Genomic DNA, 18,505 nt, shown 5'->3' on the forward strand with positions numbered 1-18,505 from the left:
CAGATCATCCTCGGGAAGGTGCGCCCTTTCCTACGCCGCCTCGCCGAGGCTCATCCACAGGTTCTGATCATTGCTCTGCGTGCAGTGAGCCGATGACTTGGCCGGTGGCCAGATCGAGCGCCGCGTACAGACTCGAGGTGCCGTGGCGCACGTAGTCGTGACTGGCCCGTGCCGGCGTGCCGGGCAGCATCGGGAACACCGGCTGAGTGCGATTCAGCGCTTGGATCTGGGTCTTTTCGTCCACGCACAGCACCACGGCGCGTTCGGGCGGATCCAGGTAGAGCCCGACCACGTCACGGACCTTCTCGACGAACAACGGATCTTTGGACAGCTTCCACGAATCCTGTTTGTGCGGCGCCAGACCGAACGCCCGCCATACCCGCGAGACCATCGACTGGCTCAACCCGAGGTGATCGGCCATCGATCGGGTCGACCAGTGCGTGGCATCCGGTGGCGTGGTCTCCAACGTCGCGGTGATCAAGTCCTTGATCTTCTCGTCGCCGACAACCCGGGGCCGGCCCGGACGTGGCTCATCGAGCAGGCCGTCGCAGCGGTCGACGACGAAGCGGTTGCGCCAACGGCGCACCGTCGTGATCGCGAGCTCCAGCCGCTCGGCGATCTCGGTGTTGGACCCACCATCGGCTGCCGCCAACACAATTCGCGATCGCATAGCCAGACCCGCAGCGCTGGTTCGGCGCCGCGCCCACCCCTCCAATTCGGCCCGCTCATCAGCGGTCAACACGATCTCAGCAGCACGAGGCGTCGGCACAACCCAGTCTAACAACTAGATTGCAATTAATGACTCAGGACACTAGCGATCAACGACGCATCACGTATAGTGCTGCGGCAGCGCCGATTCCGACGGGATGACGGTCTCGGTGATAGCGCGGCCACCGGTATCGCATTACGGGGGCGATGGGCCAGCATCTCAACGGTCAACCTGCACATCGCCACCTACGTCGAAACAGTCCGGATGGCCGCAGTCATCATTGACCAGCGGCCAGCATTGTTGAACCGCACCGGCGATCCCAGTGTCGCCCGCGTAGCTCTCTTGGCAGCCGCGAACGCAGTGTTCGGCGCCGAGGATGAGACGGCGACCACCGCGGCCCTCGACGGCTGGCTGAACAACCAGCAGATCATCCGGAAGTCCCGCGATAAATCAATGATCGTTCATACCTGATGCAAAAGTCTTTATCTTGCAACCATATTCGTAGGAAAACCCATTGCCAGCCGACCGTGAGGCATACGTAGATGGAAATACTAGACGAGCTAGAAAGCTAGGCCGCCGATCAGGATGACAATACCCAGTCCGATCAGAACAATCGGGAACAGGATGTGTTCCCATCGTTCGAGGATCTCCGCGATCGGGCGGCGGGTGGCAACATATCTGGCGATGACCACCAGCACCCCGACGAGAAGAAGGAAGACGACGCAGTAGGCCACGACGGCTGCGTGTCCGACGCTGAGGAAGACCGGGACGTAGACGCCGACGTTGTCGCCGCCGTTGGCGAAGGTCACGCCAGCGACCGCCCAGACGCTGACGGTCTTGCCCGCAACCTTCGCGTCACCATCATCGTCACCGTTTCCGCGCCAGGCTTGCCAAGCCGCCTTCAGTCCCAGGGCGAGGGGGATGAGTCCGAAGAACGGGATGACGTCGGGCGGCAGGAATGCGCCCGCACCTAGGGTCACGAGGACGGCGGCGCCGAGAATTCCAGCGAATCCCAGGTATTGGCCGGCGGTGATCCGGGAGGTGGTCCCGCGTTGTCCTGCGCCGCGGGCGAAGAACAGTGAAAGCACGATGATGTCGTCGATGTTGGTGACGATGAACAGCCCGATCGCGGGCAGAACCGACGACAGGATCATGGGTGTGTGCCATCGGTGGTCACGACGGGGCACCCACTGCGGTCGCGGTGGCTAGGTTGGTTGACCGCTGTGCGGTGAGTGCGGTCAGTGCTGTGGTGCGGCCGGCGCGCACACCGTTGGCGATGACCACGATTTCGGCGAGTTCATGGACGAGCACGACGGCGGCCAACCCGAGCACCCCGAACAAAGCCAGCGGCATCAGCACAATGATCAGTCCGAGGGATAGGCCGACGTTTTGCAGCATGATCCGTCGGGCGCGGCGGGCATGGGTGAATGTTTGTGGCAGGTGGCGTAGGTCTTCACCCATGAGTGCGACGTCGGCGGTTTCGATGGCGACGTCGGTGCCCATGGCGCCCATCGCGATGCCGAGGTCGGCGGTAGCCAGTGCGGGGGCGTCGTTGACGCCATCGCCGACCATCGCGGTGGGGCGCTGGGTGCGGAGCTGTTCGATCAGTCGGGCTTTGTCTTCGGGGCGCAGATCGGCGTGCACGGTGTCGATGCCGACTTCGCGGGCCAGGGCGGCCGCGGTGGCGTGGTTGTCGCCGGTGAGCATCGCCACCTGGTAGCCGTCGCGGCGCAGCTGGGTGATGACTTCGGTTGCCTCGGGCCGCAATTCGTCACGCACGGCGATGGCACCGATCACCTGTCCGTTGTCTTCGACCAGGACGGCGGTGGCTCCGGCCTGCTGCATCCGGGTGACCTCGGCGGTGAGCGGACCTCGGTCGAGCCAGCCGGGGCGGCCCAGCCGGATGCGGTGCCCGTCGCGGTGGCCGGTGAGTCCGGCGCCGGTGACTGCCTCGACGTCGGCGGCGGGGGTGACGGTGCCGGCGGCGGCCAGGATCGCCGCGGCCAGGGGGTGTTCACTGCGGGCCTCTACGGCGGCCGCGAGGTCCAGGACGTGCTCGGGGGTGACGTCGGGGGTGGTGGCCACCTCGATGACGGTGGGCCGGTTGGCGGTGAGGGTACCGGTCTTATCCAGGGCGACCCCACGGATCCTGCCCAGCGCTTCCAGCGCGGCGCCACCTTTGACCAGGGCGCCCAGCTTGCTGGCGGCGCCGATGGCGGCGACGACCGTGACCGGTACCGAAATCGCCAGAGCACAGGGCGAGGCGGCGACCAGCACCACCAGAGCGCGTTCGATCCAGGTGGCGGGGTCACCGAGCAGGCTCCCCGCGACGGCGATCAGGGCGGCGGCGATCATCACGGCGGGGACCAGGGGTTTGGCGATGCGGTCAGCCAAACGTTGGGCGGCGCCCTTGCGGGACTGCTCGGCTTCCACGATGCGCACGATGCGGGCCAGGGAATTGTCCTCGGCGGTGGTGCTGACTTCTACTTCGAGGGCGCCGGCTCCGTTGATCGACCCGGCGAACACCTCATCACCGGGGCCGGCTTCAACGGGCACTGATTCGCCGGTGATGGCCGAGAGGTCCAGGGCGGTGCGGCCCCGGGTGATGATGCCGTCAGTGGCGACTCGTTCTCCGGGTTTGACGACCATGAGGTCACCGATGCGCAATTCTGTTGGCGCGATGGTTGTTTCGGTGCCGTCGCGGCGAACGGTGGCCTCATCGGGCACCAGCGACAGTAGTGCGCGCAGTCCGCGGCGGGTGCGGGCCAGCGAGTATTCCTCCAGGCCTTCGCTGATGGAGAACAGGAACGCCAGCATCGCGGCCTCACCGACCTCGCCGAGCAGCACCGCGCCCACGGCGGCGATGGTCATCAGCGTGCCGACCCCGATCTTGCCCTTGGCCAGCCGCCCCAGGGTGGACGGCACGAAGGTATAGGCGCCGGCCAGCAGCGCCGCTGCCTCCAACGTGAGCACCACCGGGTCGGCGGCGCCGACCAGGTTGGCGATCAACGCCGCCAGCAGCAGTACCCCGGAGAGCGCGGCGAACTGCAATTCTGTGATCTGCCAGAGCCGTTCGGGTTCACGCTCCTGCTCCTCGGCGCTGCGGGGTTCGTCGCTGCCGCAGCCACAGGCATCGCTCATTGCCGCGTCTCCTCGGTGTCGATCGCCGCACCCCGGGCGCCGGTTCCATAGGTGGGACACAACGCCACCGCGTTGCCGGTGGCCGCCAGCAGCGTTTCCGCCGCAGCGAGCACGTCCAGCAGCTCGGGGCGAGACAAGGAATAGAACACCTGACGGCCTTCTGGGCGGCCGGTGACCAGCCCACAGTCCCGCAGGCACGCCACGTGCGCGGAGACGGTGGATTGCGCCAACCCCAGCTCACCGATCAGATCGACAACTCGCGCCTCCCCGTCAGCCAGGCGGCGCACGATCGTCAACCGCGTCGCATCGGAGAGACTGTGGAACAGTGCCACCGCGGCATCGAGGTCGGACGTGTTGCCGGCCAGGCAGGTGTCCCGCTTATTCATCGTCACACAACGATGATAACCATCGAAGCCGATTTAGCGAAAGGGGCGCATTCGTGACAGCCATTCTCGGAGCTGCTCCCGGTCGCGGCGAGCGTCGCAGACGAATTCGGTCGTGCATCAGATCGGCTGATAAAGCTGGTCAAGTGGAATTCTCATCCGATCTGATACACCGCAGTTCAGCTCACTGGTCCTGTGTCAGATCAAATGAGAACGGACAGCTCCCGCGAAGTGTGCGCGCCGGATGGCGGGACGACCCCCGAAAGTCTTCCAATGCAATGGCGGACGACGGGGTGATGAGGCCGACGTCTGGGCCGGCGCTGCCCACCAGTTGAAAGCAAAACGCCGATAATCGACATTATGTCAGTTACTCGAATAGTGGTTTGCCGTGGTCCGATGCTGCACCCGCCCCGGCCCTACGTATGTGTTCGGTTCACGCTGCTAGTCGTCTTCATCGTCGTGACGGTGTGCGGCCTCGATCACTACGGGCGGGGCCGGCTGCTGTAACCAGGTTCGAATCCGCAACAACCCGCCGGCGATAGTCCCAACGGCAAGCACTGCAACGACGATCCAGAACGCAGTGGACATGGAGCAATTGTCCGCCTCTGGCCCTTCTATCGGGCGGTGCCCTGGAAAGATGACGCGTACAGTAGCAATCTGCTACGTTGGTAGCAACATGCTACACGGGAGGTAGGTCATGTCCGACGTCGCCGATCGGGTCACCCGGGTGTCCGCTGACCTGTTCGAGGCCGCGGCCGCCGAGGGTGCCCGGCAGAGTCGCTCCGCCAAGCAGCAACTCGACCATTGGGCGCGGGTGGGCCGTGCTGTATCGACCCAGCACACCGCTTCACGACGCAGGGTGGAGGCTGCCCTCGCCGGTCAGATCGACATCGCCGTTCTTAACACCGAAGAAGGCGTGGTGTTCAATGCCGAGGTTTCCGCGGCGATCGAGGAGAGTCTGGCCCGCACCGATTACGGTGCCGTGCTCGCCTCGCGTGGGATCACCACGGTGGCATTGGATGAGGACGGCCAGATCGTCGAGCATCGCCCGGACGGCACCGAGTCCGTGGTTGGTGCGGTGCACTCGCTGCGTCGGTGAAACGCCTGGACCTCGTCGTCGGCTCGAACGGTGCCGGAAAATCGACGTTCGTCGAACTCACGCTGGCTCCGCTGCTACCGAGCAGCGTGCTCGTCAACGCGGATGAGATCGCCAAACAGCGCTGGCCTACCGACGCTTTGGGCCACGCCTACGAGGCCGCGCGGATCGCCGCGGCGACGCGGGAAGCGTTGATCGAGCAGGGGCGTTCATTCATCGCCGAGACTGTGTTCTCGCACCCCTCCAAGCTGGAGCTGATCGATGCGGCCCGTCATGCGGGGTATGTCGTGGTGTTGCACATTGTGCTGATTCCGGAGAACTTGGCCGTTCACCGCGTCCGCTACCGGGTCGCCGCCGGTGGCCACGATGTGCCCGAGGAGAAGATCCGGGAACGGTATCGCCGGCTGTGGACATTGGTGGCTGCAGCGATCGTTCGCGTCGACAGCACAGCGGTTTACGACAATTCCGCGGCCAGTGGACCGCAGATCGTGGCGCAGATGAGTGGCGGACTGAGCGTCGACACGCCCCGATGGCCGTCGTGGACGCCGGAACAGCTGCGTAGTCGCTGGCCGTAGCTCGGCGCAGCTCGGGCCGTCGCCACCACGTTTGTTGTCGGGCGGCCACGGGTAGCCACTACAGGAGAAAGCCGCAGAGCCCTGACCGCTCCAGAAGCGGCATGAATATCTTGGTTCGGCTCTTTGCGGCAACGAATGTGCAGCCACCACAGGAGAACTCATGTTGTCGAACATCTCGATTACGTCGACGCTCGTCGCCGCTGGCGCGGCAGCCGCGGTAGTACTCGCGCCGGCCGCTTACGCAGACGGCGGCTCCGCCCCGTGTGCGGATGAAGGCAGTGCCACCGTCTGCCAGGCGCCGGGAAACGCCAATGTCATCGCGACCCCACCCGAGCAGAGCAGTAGCGGCGCTGCCGGGGGCGGCGGCGGAAATGGCCAGAACGGCCCGTACGGGCCGAATGGCTCACAACCGCCAGTCGGCTAGGGCGGAGTCGCCACTTCTCCCCTGTGGCGATTCGAATTGACCGGCGGCCCGATTGCAGGGCAGGTGCCGGCCGGGTGGACACTATGACGTGGCCCTTTCTGCAACAGTATTCAAAGTTGAACTCGGCGTCTCCGATGTCGATCACGGTTACTACGCCGACCACGCGTTGACCGTGGCCCGCCATCCCAGTGAGACCGATGAGCGGATGGTCGTGCGGTTGTTGGCTTTTGGGCTTCGTGCACACCGACTCAGCGACGTCGACGGCGAGTTGGCGTTCGGGCCGGGCCTGTCCACCCCTGGCGTACCGGACGTGCGGCTCGCCGACTACACCGGCCGGATCCTGGAATGGATCAACGTCGGCCAGCCCGACGAACGCGTCTTGGGTAAGGCGGCCAGCCAGGCCGACCAGGTGCTGCTCTACCCGTTCGCCGCCGGCGTGGCCACCTGGTGGCGAACCGTCGGTCCCAAAGTGGCGGGGCTGGCGAACCTGTCGGTGCTGCAGATACCGCACGAGTCGGTGCAGCAACTGGCCCAAAGCGTCGATCGACGGGTCTCGGCACAGGTGATGGTGATCGAAGGTCAGGTGACGATGACCGTTGGCGGAGTCGACGTGACCTTCACCCCCGAGCCATTGGAGTGAAGGATTTCGGTTGCCGTGCAACGCTTTCCGCCCGCCGGCGAAGTCAGTTGCCAAGTTCGGCAACAAGGCGCGTCGCTCGCCGAGATGCCTGCGGTCGGTGCCAGGATCGAGATATGAAGAAGAACACCGCGCGGCTGATCCCCAGAGGTACCGACGAATCGCGCCGTGTGGTGGAACGGGTCCAGCTTGTCATGGACCTGACGTCGCAACTGAATGTGCTGCGGCACTCGGATGTGGATGGCCGCAACGCATTGCTGAAGGAAATCCTGGGGCGGTCGCTGCCGGAAACCACGACGATCTACCCGCCGTTTTATTGCGACTACGGCCTCAACTTGCGTCTTGGTGGCCGGGTTTTCGTCAACCAGAACTGCTCGTTTTTTGACCTCGGCGGCATCACAATCGGAGACCGCACATTGATCGGGCCGGGCGTCACCCTCTGCACTGCCGGCCATCCCGTCGAACCGGCGGCCCGATTCGACGGCATCACGGTCTCCCCGATCCACGTTGGCACAAATGTGTGGATCGGGGCCAACGCGACCATTGCTCCTGGAGTCACGATCGGCTCGGGATCGGTCGTTGCCGCGGGCGCGGTGGTGGCATCGGATGTCCCGCCGAACTCACTCGTCAGCAGCGCTGGTCACATACAGCGACGCGCTCTCGCGTAAGTCCCGGTACGGGAGCGCTGCTCGCGTACCGGGACTGCGCTGACATCCGCCTCGGATCAAGGAACCGAGACGCACCCCACGCCGGGCACACAGCCTCCACCGCCGCCGGGACCGCCGCCGCCGGACGGCCCCCCAGGAATGCTGCCGCCTCCGCCACCAGGACCGCCAGCACCCGTCGGGCCGCCCGGAATTGAGCCACCGCCGCCGCCCGGGCCGCCGCCACCCGTGGGTCCACCGGGCACGCTGCCGCCCCCGCCACCGGGTCCCCCGCTGCCGGTCGGGCCGCCCGGGATCGAACCGCCGCCACCTTCAGGGCCACCACCACCCGTGGCTCCGCCTGGGGCGGTGCCGGTGCCGGGTGAAGTCGTAGGTGACATGGTCGTCGGCGTCGTCGTCACCGTGGTGGTAGTCGTCGAGTTGGTCGTTGTCGTTTTGCTGCCTTCGTCGGTGTCGCATCCCGTGGCGAGAGGAAGTACCGCGACGCCGGCGATCAGGCCGATCCAGGCTGAGTGCCTACGCCACGATGCTCGCGATTGCGGGCGGATGCTCGTGTCAGCTGTCAATCTCATGGTGATGTTTGCCTCCCTCTCGGCTGTCGTTGCGTTATTCCCCGAGATCGAGACTTCCAATCCTCGACGCCGAAAGAAGCGCATCGCGTCGTTTGGATCGCGGAGCCCCCGCGTCCGGCGCACCCCGTCGGCGAGAACGACATCCAGCCGAATCGACGACTGTAGACTTGCCGCGTGGAGTTGCGAACCTACACATTGACTGACGCCGCCGCGCTGGAGAGTTACGTCTCGGACTTCTGGCCTCGCCACATTCGCACGCTGCGCAAGTACGGCATCACTGTGCGCGGCGTCTGGACGGACCCCGAGTCGAGCGAGCCTCGCGTCATCGCACTCGTCGATTATGCGGGCGGCGATCCCCGCCGCCTCGCCGAGAGTTACCGCGCAAGCGATGACTTCGTCGAGGACCACCGGCATTTCGATACGTCGCTCATCGTCGCGACGCACACGCAAACGCTGCAGCCGATCGCGAGTTCCCCGCTTCAATAACGATGCTTGGTGCATCGCCGGGAGGAGATACCCACATGGCCACATCCACTTCGCCTACGCGCAATGCGGCCGCTACCCGTGAGGCGATCCTGCGGTCGGCGATCCAGAATTTCGCCCGCGCCGGATACGACGGCGTGGGCGTCCGCCAGATCGCGCACCACGCCGGCGTGACCGCCATGCTGGTCAACAGGTACTTCGGCTCGAAGGAAGGGCTGTTCGCCGAGGCGGTCGAAACGTCCTTTGCCACACCCACTTTCATCGGAGAGCGATCTGACGATCTGGTCGCTGACACTGTCCGGGCCCTGGTGGCGAGGACCGGATCCGGCGACGATGCGCCACCGCCGTTCATGATCATGCTGAGGTCCGCCTCGAGCCCGGTCGCCACGACGATCGTGCGCGACGCCATCGAACGCCACGTTGGCGCCCGGCTGGCTCGGCAACTCGACTCGCCCGATCAGAATCTGCGCGGCGAGATCCTGCTCGCGTTGATCAGCGGAATGCTCATGATGCGCGGCGTGGTCGGGACGAGCGCGCTTCGCAAAAGCAAGCCCGCGGACATCGAAAGGGTGCTTGAGCCGGCCATCGCCGCGCTCATCGGCGGTTCGCGAGTCTGAGCTTCGAAGCAGGAATGAACCCGCCTAAGTCTACGTTCGTATACATCGAAGGTATACAGATGTAGACAAGGAGGACCCGGGTGGAGCTCGGATTGAGGCACAAGCGCGCATTGGTCACCGGTTCGAGTGCGGGTCTCGGTCGCGCGATCGCTGAGATGCTGGCTGCAGAGGGCGCGTCCGTGGTGGTACACGGACGTGACGCCGACCGGACGCAAGCGGTCGTTTCCGCGATCGGCGCCAACGGCGGTGAAGCGGTCGCCGTACTCGGCGACCTCTCGACCGACGAAGGCGCCGCAGCCGTCGCGCATGCCGCGGGCGAGATCGACATCCTGGTCAACAATGCCGGCGACTACGACGGTTCGTCCTGGGCGGAACTCACCACCCACGAGTGGGCGAGAATCCACCAGACCAACGTCGTGTCCGTCGTGCGGATGATCGACCATCTTGTCCCGGGCATGCGCCGACGGGGCTGGGGCCGGGTCATCCAGATCGGCGGTGGTCTCGCCGTTCAACCGGTCGCCCAGCAGCCGCACTACAGCGCCACGTTGGCTGCGCGACACAACTTGACCGTCTCGCTCGCCCGCGAGTTGTCCGGAACCGGCGTCACCGCCAACATCGTCGCGCCCGGAGCCATCCTCACCGACAGCACACGGGCCATGGTGCTGCAGGCCGGCGCCGTGCACGGCTGGGGAACCTCCTGGGAAGACATTGAAAAAGCCGCGGCCACAACATGGTTCCCCAACGACATCGGCCGACTCGGCCGTCCTGAGGAGATCGCCGCCGCGGTCTGCTTCCTCGCCAGCTCCCATGCCGCGTACATCAGCGGTGCCGATCTCCGCGTCGACGGCGGCACCATCCGCAACGTCAACTGAAACCACCAGTCAACAAAGAAAGGTCACTGTCATGTCGCATGTCTTCCTCATCTCCGGAGCTTCCCGCGGTCTCGGGCGCGCCATCGCCGAAGCGGCGCTGGCAGCCGGGCATCACGTCGTCGCGGGTGTTCGCTCGGTATCAGCGCTCGACGATCTCGCTGCCCGTGAACCTGAGCGTCTGGCCGTTGTCCCGCTCGACGTCACCGACGACGAGCAGGTCCGCAGTGCCATCGACACCGCAATCCAACGCTGGGGTCGCCTCGACGTTTTGGTCAACAACGCCGGGTACGCCAACATGGCTGCCGTCGAAGACGTTGACGTCGACGACTTCCGCGCCCAGGTCGAGACGAACTTCTTCGGCGTCGTACGGCTCACCCAGGCCGTGCTTCCGATCATGCGGAGGCAGCGTGCGGGCCATATCGTCCAAATATCCTCCGTCGGTGGACGTTTGGCGCGGCCGGGCCTGGCTGCCTATCAGTCCTCCAAGTGGGCCGTCACCGGCTACTCCGGGGTCCTCGCACAGGAGGTCGCTCCGCTCGGCATCAAGGTGACGGTGCTGGAGCCCGGTGGCATGCGTACCGATTGGTCGGGCTCGTCGATGCGCATCGCCCCGGTACGCGACGAGTACAGGGACACAGTGGGAGCCGCGGCGCAGCTGAGCCAATCCGCCAACCTCGGCGCCAGCGATCCGGTAAAGGTCGCGGCGCTGTTGCTCGACATCGTCGAGATGGACACTCCGCCGGCTCGCTTGCTGGTCGGCCCAGATGCCTACCGGTACGCCACCGCGGCCGGGCGCGACCTGCTCGTTTCTGACGAACGGTACGCGGATCTGAGCAACTCGACCGCGGCCGACGACGCCACCGCCGATCAGCTCAATCCGCTTGGTGCGTAACGCATCAGGTCGGTGCCAGAATGAGTCAGAAGCCGCTGCGTACAGGTGCTGGGTGATCGGTGGGAGTGCTCGCCGGCTCCTCCTTCGATGGTGTCTGGCGAGGTCGGCCGGCCATGGCGGTTTGAGGACGACCTTGGTCCGCCCGTCGTCGCGGTGGTGATTGCAAACACGCTTGAACTCCGACCGGCTACCCCCGGCCCGCCACAGGTAAACACTCACCGCGTCTGCGGCGCTCACTCCCGACCTACGTCTTTTACGAACCGCCCTCCCGCGGTGTTGCTCACCCTGTCCCCGACGGATAGCTCCTTCCACGTCGCACGGTCGACGCGCACCGTGATCGTCTGCCCGTCGTCGCGCCGAATGCGCAGGCGCCGGTAGAGATTCGCCCCGTCGAGAAGCGCCCGGGATTTCTTGACGACGGTGCCTTCCCACTCCGATGTCGACATCTCAGCTTCCTTCAGGTGATCGGGTGACGTGGTAGCGCAGATGAGCCACGCCGGGGGCCTGCAGCACCCGCACGAGCTCCATCTTCGGTAGGCCGGGCCGGAATCCGTCGAACAAGCGCTCCCCCGAACCGAGGATGACCGCCGACACTTGCAGGTCGATCTCGTCCACCAAGCCCGCCTTGATCGCCTGGCGTGCGCACGATGCGCCGCCGGCGATCGAGATGTCCTTCCCGCCGGCAGCCGCCTGCGCCTGTGCGTACGCGGATTCGATGCCGTCGGTGACGAAATGGAATGTCTTACCGCCCTTCATCTCGATCGGGTCGTGGGCGTGGTGCGTGAGCACGAAGACCGGGCAGTGATACGGCGGAGTGTCACCCCACCAGCCCTGCCAGTCCGAGCCGTCCCATTCCCCACGAATCGGTCCGAACATGTTGCGCCCCATGATGGTTGCGCCCATGCCGTCCAGCATCTCGGACATCACCTGCCGGTTGAGGGGGTGATCTCTGGTGGCACCGATATGCCAATCATGGAGGTCGAGCCCGCCCACCCCTATCGGATTCTCTTCGCTCTGATGGGGCCCGGCGACATACCAGTCGGCCGAGATCGACATCGAGAGATTCGTTCGTGCCACGTCAAGTTCCGTTCCGTCGGTCGGTTCATGCGATTGCCCTTGTCTACATTGAGACCGCTGCGGCGCCGACAACTCATCGTCGTCGGCAGTATTGCCATTCGGGTGTCGAGCGCATCTCCCTGTTGTAGCTTGGCTGGCGCTGGGTCAGGTCAATTCGATTCGACCGGAAGGCAAGCCATGACGCTCGAAGTCATCAAGACCATCCCTGTCGGCGGCTCCCCGAGTCGGGTAGCACTCACTCCCGATGGTGGCCGCGCTTACGTCCTCAACGGCGGCGGCGACTCCGTCTCGGTCATCAGCACCGTGACCAATACGGTCACCACCACCATTCCCGTCGGGGACCTCCCCGACTCGGTGGCGATCTCCCCCGACGGCACACGTGCCTACGTCACGATCGAGAACGCCGGCACGGTCTCGGTGATCAGTACCGCCACCAACACCATCACAGCGAACATTCCCGTCGGTGACTTCGCGGGCGGAATCGCGCTCACTCCCAACGGCGCTCGTGCCTATGTCGCCGCGGCCCATAGTCCGGCGACGTCCGGAGACGTCGTGGTGATCGACACGGCTACCAACACGGTCACGGCGACGATCCCCGTCGACGGACATCCCCACAGCGTCGCGGTCAGCCCGAACGGTGCGCGCGCGTACGTCACGAACTGGGACCTGGACGGTTCCGTGTGGGTGATCAACACCGCCACCAATACGGTGATCAAGACCGTCGAGGTGGGTGATTTGCCCAGCGGTGTTGCCGTCAGCCCCAACAGTTCCCGCGTCTACGTCACCAACGCGGCTCCCATCGGAACGGTTTCGGTGATCAATTCGACGACCAATACCGTCACCGAGACCATCCCTGTGGGGAACTCACCGATCGGCGTTGCGGTCAGCCCCAACGGCGCCCGGGTTTACATCACCAACCGTGGCTACCCCGGCCCCGGCTCATTGCAGGTGATCAACGCCGCCACCAACGATGTCACCGAAACGCTCGAGGTCGGCGAAGATGCGTGGGCTCTCGCGGTCAGTTCCGACGAAGAGCGAATCTATGTCACCAATCTCGGCGACGACTCGGTGTCCGTGATCGGCGACCACGTTCGCCACTTCCCCGACGTGCCCGACCTCGTCGGCGACATCCTCGGCGGCGTCGCCGGCGATGGTGGCGGATGGCTGATCATCGGCAACCACTTCTACAAGATCCCGCCGCGCCCTCTCGCGGTGGTGCGAATCGCGCGCGCGATAGCGCCCTACCTCGGCAAGCCGATCGAGAACCGGGATCTGGCCAAACAACTGCGCAACACTCTCAATCGACGCCGATAGCGACGGGGGTTCTCGCTCGCTGTCACCCACCATTGCCGGCCGATCCGCGGAACAGATTCGCGATGCCTCAGGTTGGACTCTAGGACGCCCATCGAACCTGGAGGAGGATGACACATGCCCGAATCGGTCTTGCTCGGCGACCAATTGGCCACCAGTGCAATGGGTTTCGGAGGAATGGCGCTGACACCGGTGTACGGCGGAGCCATCGATGAGGATGAATCACTGGCGACGCTGAACCACGCCATCGACGCCGGGGTGACCTTCATCGACACCGCCAACATCTACGGAGACGGGGACAACGAGCGGCTGATCGCTCGTGTGCTCGCCGGCCGCCGCGACGAGGTCACGCTGGCGACCAAGTTCGGCATCCAGGGCAATCCGGCCGGCCGCGCGCAGGGTCGCATCAGTCCGCGGGGCGACGCGGCCTACGTACGCCAGTGCATCGACGAGAGCCTGCAGCGCCTGCAGACCGACGTGATCGACCTGTACAACCTGCACCGGCGCGACCCAGCCGTGCCGATCGAGGAGACCGTCGGCGCGATGGCCGAATTGGTCGCGGCCGGCAAGGTGCGTCACCTCGGGCTGTCTGAGGTCAGCGCGGCCGAACTGCGCGCCGCGAACGCGGTGCACCCGATCGCCGCGCTGCAGAGCGAGTGGTCGGTCTGGACCCGCGACATCGAGTCCGTCATCGTCCCCACCGCTGCCGAGCTCGGCGTGGGTATCGTTCCGTTCTCTCCGCTGGGCCGCGGCTTCCTGACGGGCTCCGTGCGGTCGGCGGCCGATATGGGCGAGAACGACTTCCGGCGCACGATGCCGCGCTTCGCCGGATCAGCGCTGGAGGCCAATCAGGCGGTCGTCGACGCCGTGGTGTCGGTCGCCGCCACGGTCGGAGCGACGCCGGCACAGGTTGCGTTGGCGTGGCTGCGTCATCGCGCCGACGACCTCGGCGTTGCGGCGGTCCCGATTCCGGGCACGCGCCGCGCCGCGCGGGTCGACGAAAACCTCGCCTCGTTGTCGGTGACGTTGACCGCCGAGCAGGTGAGCGCGCTCGGGGATGCGGGTAACGCAGTGACCGGGGCCCGCTACGCCGACATGTCCGCGATCGGTTCCAGCGGAGACTCTTCGCCGGACGACAGCGCTCAGTAAGCCTGATGTCAGGTGCCGGCGAGCGCTTCCACAACGGCCGACGAGAACGCCGGTAGGTCATCGGGGCCACGACTGGAGATCAGATTCCCGTCGATGACGACCTCGCGGTCGACAACTGTCGCCCCGGCGTTCTGCAGATCGATCCGAAGGCTGGGGTACGACGTCAGCGTCCGGCCCTTGGCGACGCCGGCGTCGATCAGCGTCCACGGACCGTGACAGATGACGCCGACCGGCTTGCCGGATTCGACGAAGTCGTGGACGAACTTGACCGCCTTGTCGTCGGTGCGCAGTTTGTCGGCGTTCACCGTGCCGCCCGGAATGAGCAGCGCGTCGAACTCGTCCGGTGTGATGTCACCTACCAGGCGTTCCACGGGCTCGGTGCCGCCGGGTTTCAGGTCGTTGTCACGCATGTCGATGGAGCCTTCTTGCAGCGAGATCAATTCGGTGCTGGCACCGGCGGCCTGTACCGCATTTCGGGGCTCCTGCAGCTCTCGGCGCTCGACGCCGTTGGTGGCGAGGATCGCCACCTTCTTGCCCTCGAGCGGCGCAATACTCTCGTCCAGATTCTGTTCGGCCTGCTCGGCGTAGTCAGCCAGTTCGGCGATCGATTCATCGCCTTCCTCAGCGCGCATGGTGTACTCCTTGCCTGCGCCGCCGCGTCTGGCGGCACCGCTCGGCTGGGTACCCGAGGGCACCGTGGCCGAAACCGCCTGCGCATGAGCGTGGACCTGACCGGCCATGACCTCCCCAAAGACGAGGTGCACCAACCACTTCAAGGCTGGAAACGCCTGACCCGGAATAAACCCGCACGCGGGGACCTTGGCTCAAGAGTCGCCCCTTCCCCGACCAAGGAGCATCCATGACTCGTCCCGTCCGCGTCGCTGTACAGATCCAGCCCGGCGGCACGCCTGACTACGCCACCTGGCGCGACGCCGTCGTGGCCGCCGACGACCTCGGTGTCGACGTGATCTTCGGCTACGACCACTTCCATCGCCCGGCGATGAAGGCCATCGTCGACGGCAAGCCCGTCCTGTTCGACGACCAGCCCGACGTCGCGAACTTCGAGGGGTGGACCGCGCTCGCTCCGTGGGGCGAGATCACCTCACATGCCGAGATCGGGCTCCTCGTCACCGGTGTCGGCTACCGCAACGCGGATCTGCTGGCCGACATGGCGCGCACCGTCGACCACATCAGCGGTGGTCGCCTCATCCTCGGTCTGGGCGCCGGGTGGTACGAAAAGGACTACACCACTTACGGTTACGACTTCGGCACCTTCGGTTCGCGCTTCGACATGTTCGACGAGAGCCTGATCCGCATCGAGAACCGGCTCGCCGCCCTGATTCCGCCGCCCGTCCGCAAGATTCCGATTCTCATCGGCGGCACCGGGCCCAAGCGCTCCCTACCCGCCGTCGCCCGGCACGCCGACATCTGGCACGCATTCCAGGACATCGAGGCGTTCCGCAAATCCAGCGACCGCGTCGACGAGCTGGCAGCGACATTCGGCCGCAACGGATCTGACATCGAACGCTCGACGCTGTGGACGAACGCCCAGGCTGCCGATGCCTTCCGTGAGGCCGGCGTCACGCTGTTCCAGACCGAACTGACAGCGGACAACAACTACGACCTGACCTCGCTCAAAGAGGTGGTCGCATGGCGGGATGGTGCGTGATCGCGAGCTGAATCGCGCTACAGCGGATTCAGGATGCGGTCCAGGAACTGCCGCGTGCGCTCTTCCTTCGGGTTGCCGATCACCTCGTCGGGCGTGCCCCGCTCCAGGATGATGCCCTGATCGGTGAACAGCACCTGATTGGAAACCTGCCTGGCGAACTGGATTTCGTGGGTGACGATCACCATGGTCCACCCCTCGACCGCGAGATCCTTGATCACCGAGAGCACTTCGCCGACGAGTTCGGGATCGAGCGCCGACGTCGGCTCGTCGAACAGCACTAATTTCGGCTTCAAGGCGAGCGCCCGGGCGATGCCGACGCGCTGCTGTTGCCCGCCGGACAGCTGATACGGGTATTGGTCCTTTTTGGCGGCAAGCCCCACCTGCTCCAGGAGCGTGACGGCTTCGGCCTCTGCTTCCGCTTTGGGCCGCTTCTGCACGATGACCGGGCCCTCGGTCACGTTCTGCAGGACCGTCTTGTGTGGGAACAGATTGTGGTTCTGAAACACGAAGCCGCTCCGGGACTGGAACCGGCGCACCTCGGGTTTCGGTGTGGGCGTGGAGAAGTCGATTTCGATATCGTCCACCCGAATGACCCCGGCGTCAGCCCGGTCGAGGGCGTTCAGCGTGCGCAGCAGCGTCGTCTTGCCCGATCCGGACGGCCCGATGATGGCCGTCGCCGTGCCCTGCTCGACGGTGAACGAAACTCCCTTGAGCACCTTGTTGTCGCCGAAGGCTTTGTGGACGCCCTCGGCGACCACGCGGTTCTCTGTCATCGCGCCACATACCTTTCCAGCCGGCGTTCAATACGACCCTGGCCGAACGAGAGCGCCAGGCAGATGACCCAGTAGTACACCGCGGCGGTGCCGTACAACGCGAAGAACTCGAACGTCGGCGCCGCGATGATCTGAGCTTGCCGCAGCAGTTCGGTGACCAGGATCGTCGAGGCGAGCGACGTGTCCTTCACCAGCGAGATCAACGTGTTCGACAACGGCGGCACCGCCACCCGGGCGGCCTGGGGCAGGATGATGCGCCGAAGCGCGCCAACATAATTGAAGCCGATGGTTTCGGCGGCCTCCCATTGACCTTTGGGAATGCTCTGGATGGCCGAGCGGATGATCTCCGCCCCGTAACCGCCGACGTTCAGGGAGAACGCGATGATGGCGGCAGGGAACGGATCGATCTTCACACCCAGTTCCGGCAGCGCGAAGAACACGATGAACAGCTGCACCAGCAGTGGAGTACCGCGGATGATCGAGATGTAGAACCGCGCCACGTTGGCAAGAACCACGTTCGACGACAACCGTGCCAGCGCCACCGCCAACGCGATCACCAGACCGATCACGAAGCTGATCACCGTCAGCGGGATGGTCTTGGTCATTGCGGCCTTCGCCAACGGCACGAGGCTGTCCCCGATCAGCGCCCATGTCGAGCGCGCCACATGCTGCGCCCGGTCGGTGTCGGGTCCGCCAGATGCGTTGGCCTTGAGGTACTTCTGCGAGATCCGGGCCAGAGTGCCGTCGGCCCGCAATTCGTCGAGCGCCTTGTTCAGATCGGGTAACAGCCCGCTGTCCTTCCGGGCGGCGAAGCCCTGCTCGCTCTTCTCGCCGGTGTTGGCGGCGATCTTGACCGACTTGTCCCCGGTCTCGGCGAGGTAGGCGTACACCGCGATGCTGTCGTTCACGACGACGTCGACGCGCCCCTGGTTGAGCAGCTTGATGGCTTGCGTGAAGCCTTCGACGACCTCCACCTTGGCGCCGTGGTCTCGTGCCACCTTCGCCCAGTTGCTGGTGGCCGTTTCACCCGCGGCCTTGCCTCTGATGTCGTCCAGCGACTTGACGGAGCTGTCATCCGCGCGGGTGACGATGACGCCCTCCCCCACCGAATACGGCTCGGAGATGTCGTATTTGGCCTTGCGCTCGGGGTTGATCGTCACCTCGTTGGCGACGACGTCGAATCGGTTGGCCTCCAGCGCGGCGAAGATCGAGTCCCACGGCGTCTCGATGAACTCGACACGCACACCGAGCTTGCCGGCGATGGCCTTGGCGACGTCGACGTCGTATCCGACCAGTTGGTTCGTGGCCGGGTCGTGGTAGCTGAACGGTGAGTAGACGCCTTCGGTGCCGACTCGCAGCACCCCTGCCGCCTTGACCGGATTCTCGGCTCTTCATGATTGAGGGTGTAGAACGGTCAGCTGCTGTCGGCCTGTGATTGGGGTGTCTGGTTGGCTGGGTGT

20 protein-coding genes and 2 pseudogenes are annotated in these 18,505 nt (G+C 65.3%); 12 read left to right on the forward strand and 10 right to left on the reverse strand.

Translation table 11 applies throughout. The annotated features are described in order from the left end of the window. Positions 1 to 76: 76 nt before the first annotated feature. Positions 77 to 769: pseudogene (locus ACJH6J_RS28520) on the reverse strand (IS630 family transposase); the annotation flags it as partial. 204 nt (positions 770 to 973) lie between these two features. Between ACJH6J_RS28520 and ACJH6J_RS28525 the strand changes: the two are divergent. Next, positions 974 to 1,180, forward strand: a complete 207-nt coding sequence (locus tag ACJH6J_RS28525; protein ID WP_232491171.1) for a hypothetical protein — start codon at positions 974 to 976, stop codon at positions 1,178 to 1,180. Positions 1,181 to 1,269: 89 nt separating this feature from the next. Here ACJH6J_RS28525 and ACJH6J_RS28530 read toward each other — a convergent pair whose 3' ends face one another. The 4 genes from ACJH6J_RS28530 to ACJH6J_RS28545 all read right to left on the reverse strand — a co-directional run bounded on the left by ACJH6J_RS28530 (position 1,270) and on the right by ACJH6J_RS28545 (position 4,821). Next, a complete protein-coding gene (locus ACJH6J_RS28530; RefSeq protein ID WP_011894055.1) occupies positions 1,270 to 1,863 on the reverse strand; it encodes a cadmium resistance transporter in 594 nt (197 codons plus the stop codon). A gap of 19 nt (positions 1,864 to 1,882) precedes the next feature. Continuing rightward, a complete protein-coding gene (locus ACJH6J_RS28535) occupies positions 1,883 to 3,850 on the reverse strand; it encodes a cation-translocating P-type ATPase (RefSeq protein WP_011891568.1) in 1,968 nt (655 codons plus the stop codon). Further along, positions 3,847 to 4,242 carry a helix-turn-helix transcriptional regulator gene (locus ACJH6J_RS28540; RefSeq protein ID WP_063840634.1) on the reverse strand — a complete coding sequence of 132 codons (396 nt, stop codon included), beginning with the start codon at positions 4,240 to 4,242 and terminating at the stop codon, positions 3,847 to 3,849. Before ACJH6J_RS28540 ends, ACJH6J_RS28535 begins: the two co-directional genes overlap by 4 nt. Positions 4,243 to 4,674: 432 nt before the next feature. Next, on the reverse strand, positions 4,675 to 4,821 hold the full coding sequence (locus ACJH6J_RS28545; RefSeq protein WP_110767311.1) for a hypothetical protein: 147 nt from the start codon (positions 4,819 to 4,821) through the stop codon (positions 4,675 to 4,677). Positions 4,822 to 4,930: 109 nt separating this feature from the next. Between ACJH6J_RS28545 and ACJH6J_RS28550 the strand changes: the two genes are divergently transcribed. From ACJH6J_RS28550 to ACJH6J_RS28585, 8 genes are all read left to right on the forward strand, one after another. Beyond that, complete coding sequence (locus tag ACJH6J_RS28550) at positions 4,931 to 5,332, forward strand: TA system antitoxin ParD family protein (protein ID WP_064859148.1); 402 nt, start codon at positions 4,931 to 4,933, stop codon at positions 5,330 to 5,332. Then, entirely contained in the window at positions 5,329 to 5,904 is a 576-nt protein-coding gene (locus tag ACJH6J_RS28555) for a zeta toxin family protein (protein WP_064859149.1), read from the forward strand. The genes ACJH6J_RS28550 and ACJH6J_RS28555 overlap by 4 nt, the downstream gene beginning before the upstream one ends. A 512-nt stretch (positions 5,905 to 6,416) precedes the next feature. Next, positions 6,417 to 6,968, forward strand: a complete 552-nt coding sequence (locus ACJH6J_RS28560) for a YaeQ family protein (protein ID WP_064859150.1) — start codon at positions 6,417 to 6,419, stop codon at positions 6,966 to 6,968. A 113-nt stretch (positions 6,969 to 7,081) separates the two neighbouring features. Next, the gene (locus tag ACJH6J_RS28565; RefSeq protein ID WP_064859151.1) at positions 7,082 to 7,633 is read left to right on the forward strand and encodes a DapH/DapD/GlmU-related protein; all 552 of its coding nucleotides are present in this window, start codon (positions 7,082 to 7,084) and stop codon (positions 7,631 to 7,633) included. 743 nt (positions 7,634 to 8,376) lie between these two features. Further along, positions 8,377 to 8,688, forward strand: a complete 312-nt coding sequence (locus ACJH6J_RS28570; RefSeq protein ID WP_064859152.1) for an NIPSNAP family protein — start codon at positions 8,377 to 8,379, stop codon at positions 8,686 to 8,688. Positions 8,689 to 8,723: 35 nt separating this feature from the next. After that, entirely contained in the window at positions 8,724 to 9,302 is a 579-nt protein-coding gene (locus tag ACJH6J_RS28575; protein WP_406804889.1) for a TetR/AcrR family transcriptional regulator, read from the forward strand. An 80-nt stretch (positions 9,303 to 9,382) separates the two neighbouring features. Beyond that, a complete protein-coding gene (locus ACJH6J_RS28580) occupies positions 9,383 to 10,174 on the forward strand; it encodes an SDR family NAD(P)-dependent oxidoreductase (RefSeq protein ID WP_061010194.1) in 792 nt (263 codons plus the stop codon). Positions 10,175 to 10,205: 31 nt separating this feature from the next. Next, the gene (locus ACJH6J_RS28585) at positions 10,206 to 11,066 is read left to right on the forward strand and encodes an SDR family NAD(P)-dependent oxidoreductase (protein ID WP_064859154.1); all 861 of its coding nucleotides are present in this window, start codon (positions 10,206 to 10,208) and stop codon (positions 11,064 to 11,066) included. 233 nt (positions 11,067 to 11,299) lie between these two features. Here ACJH6J_RS28585 and ACJH6J_RS28590 read toward each other — a convergent pair whose 3' ends face one another. Beyond that, the gene (locus ACJH6J_RS28590) at positions 11,300 to 11,512 is read right to left on the reverse strand and encodes a hypothetical protein (RefSeq protein WP_064859155.1); all 213 of its coding nucleotides are present in this window, start codon (positions 11,510 to 11,512) and stop codon (positions 11,300 to 11,302) included. Position 11,513: 1 nt separating this feature from the next. Further along, positions 11,514 to 12,143 carry a dihydrofolate reductase family protein gene (locus ACJH6J_RS28595; protein WP_064859156.1) on the reverse strand — a complete coding sequence of 210 codons (630 nt, stop codon included), beginning with the start codon at positions 12,141 to 12,143 and terminating at the stop codon, positions 11,514 to 11,516. A gap of 177 nt (positions 12,144 to 12,320) precedes the next feature. Here ACJH6J_RS28595 and ACJH6J_RS28600 point away from each other — a divergent pair, with 177 nt between their 5' ends. Beyond that, positions 12,321 to 13,457, forward strand: coding sequence for a YncE family protein (locus tag ACJH6J_RS28600; protein WP_064859157.1), 1,137 nt, complete (start codon positions 12,321 to 12,323; stop codon positions 13,455 to 13,457). 114 nt (positions 13,458 to 13,571) lie between these two features. Further along, complete coding sequence (locus tag ACJH6J_RS28605; RefSeq protein ID WP_064859158.1) at positions 13,572 to 14,603, forward strand: aldo/keto reductase; 1,032 nt, start codon at positions 13,572 to 13,574, stop codon at positions 14,601 to 14,603. 8 nt (positions 14,604 to 14,611) lie between these two features. Here the strand turns inward: ACJH6J_RS28605 and ACJH6J_RS28610 are convergent, their stop codons facing one another. Next, a complete protein-coding gene (locus ACJH6J_RS28610) occupies positions 14,612 to 15,235 on the reverse strand; it encodes a type 1 glutamine amidotransferase domain-containing protein (RefSeq protein WP_234789662.1) in 624 nt (207 codons plus the stop codon). A gap of 227 nt (positions 15,236 to 15,462) precedes the next feature. Here ACJH6J_RS28610 and ACJH6J_RS28615 point away from each other — a divergent pair, with 227 nt between their 5' ends. Beyond that, complete coding sequence (locus ACJH6J_RS28615; RefSeq protein ID WP_064859159.1) at positions 15,463 to 16,272, forward strand: LLM class F420-dependent oxidoreductase; 810 nt, start codon at positions 15,463 to 15,465, stop codon at positions 16,270 to 16,272. A 17-nt stretch (positions 16,273 to 16,289) separates the two neighbouring features. Here the strand turns inward: ACJH6J_RS28615 and ACJH6J_RS28620 are convergent, their stop codons facing one another. After that, entirely contained in the window at positions 16,290 to 17,045 is a 756-nt protein-coding gene (locus tag ACJH6J_RS28620) for an amino acid ABC transporter ATP-binding protein (RefSeq protein ID WP_061006497.1), read from the reverse strand. Further along, a pseudogene (locus ACJH6J_RS28625) lies at positions 17,042 to 18,427 on the reverse strand (ABC transporter permease subunit); the annotation flags it as partial. The pseudogene ACJH6J_RS28625 and the gene ACJH6J_RS28620, both read right to left, overlap by 4 nt. Between the last annotated feature and the right edge of the window lie 78 nt (positions 18,428 to 18,505).

The organism is Mycobacterium sp. SMC-18, from assembly GCF_045310895.1.
Taxonomy (GTDB): domain Bacteria; phylum Actinomycetota; class Actinomycetes; order Mycobacteriales; family Mycobacteriaceae; genus Mycobacterium.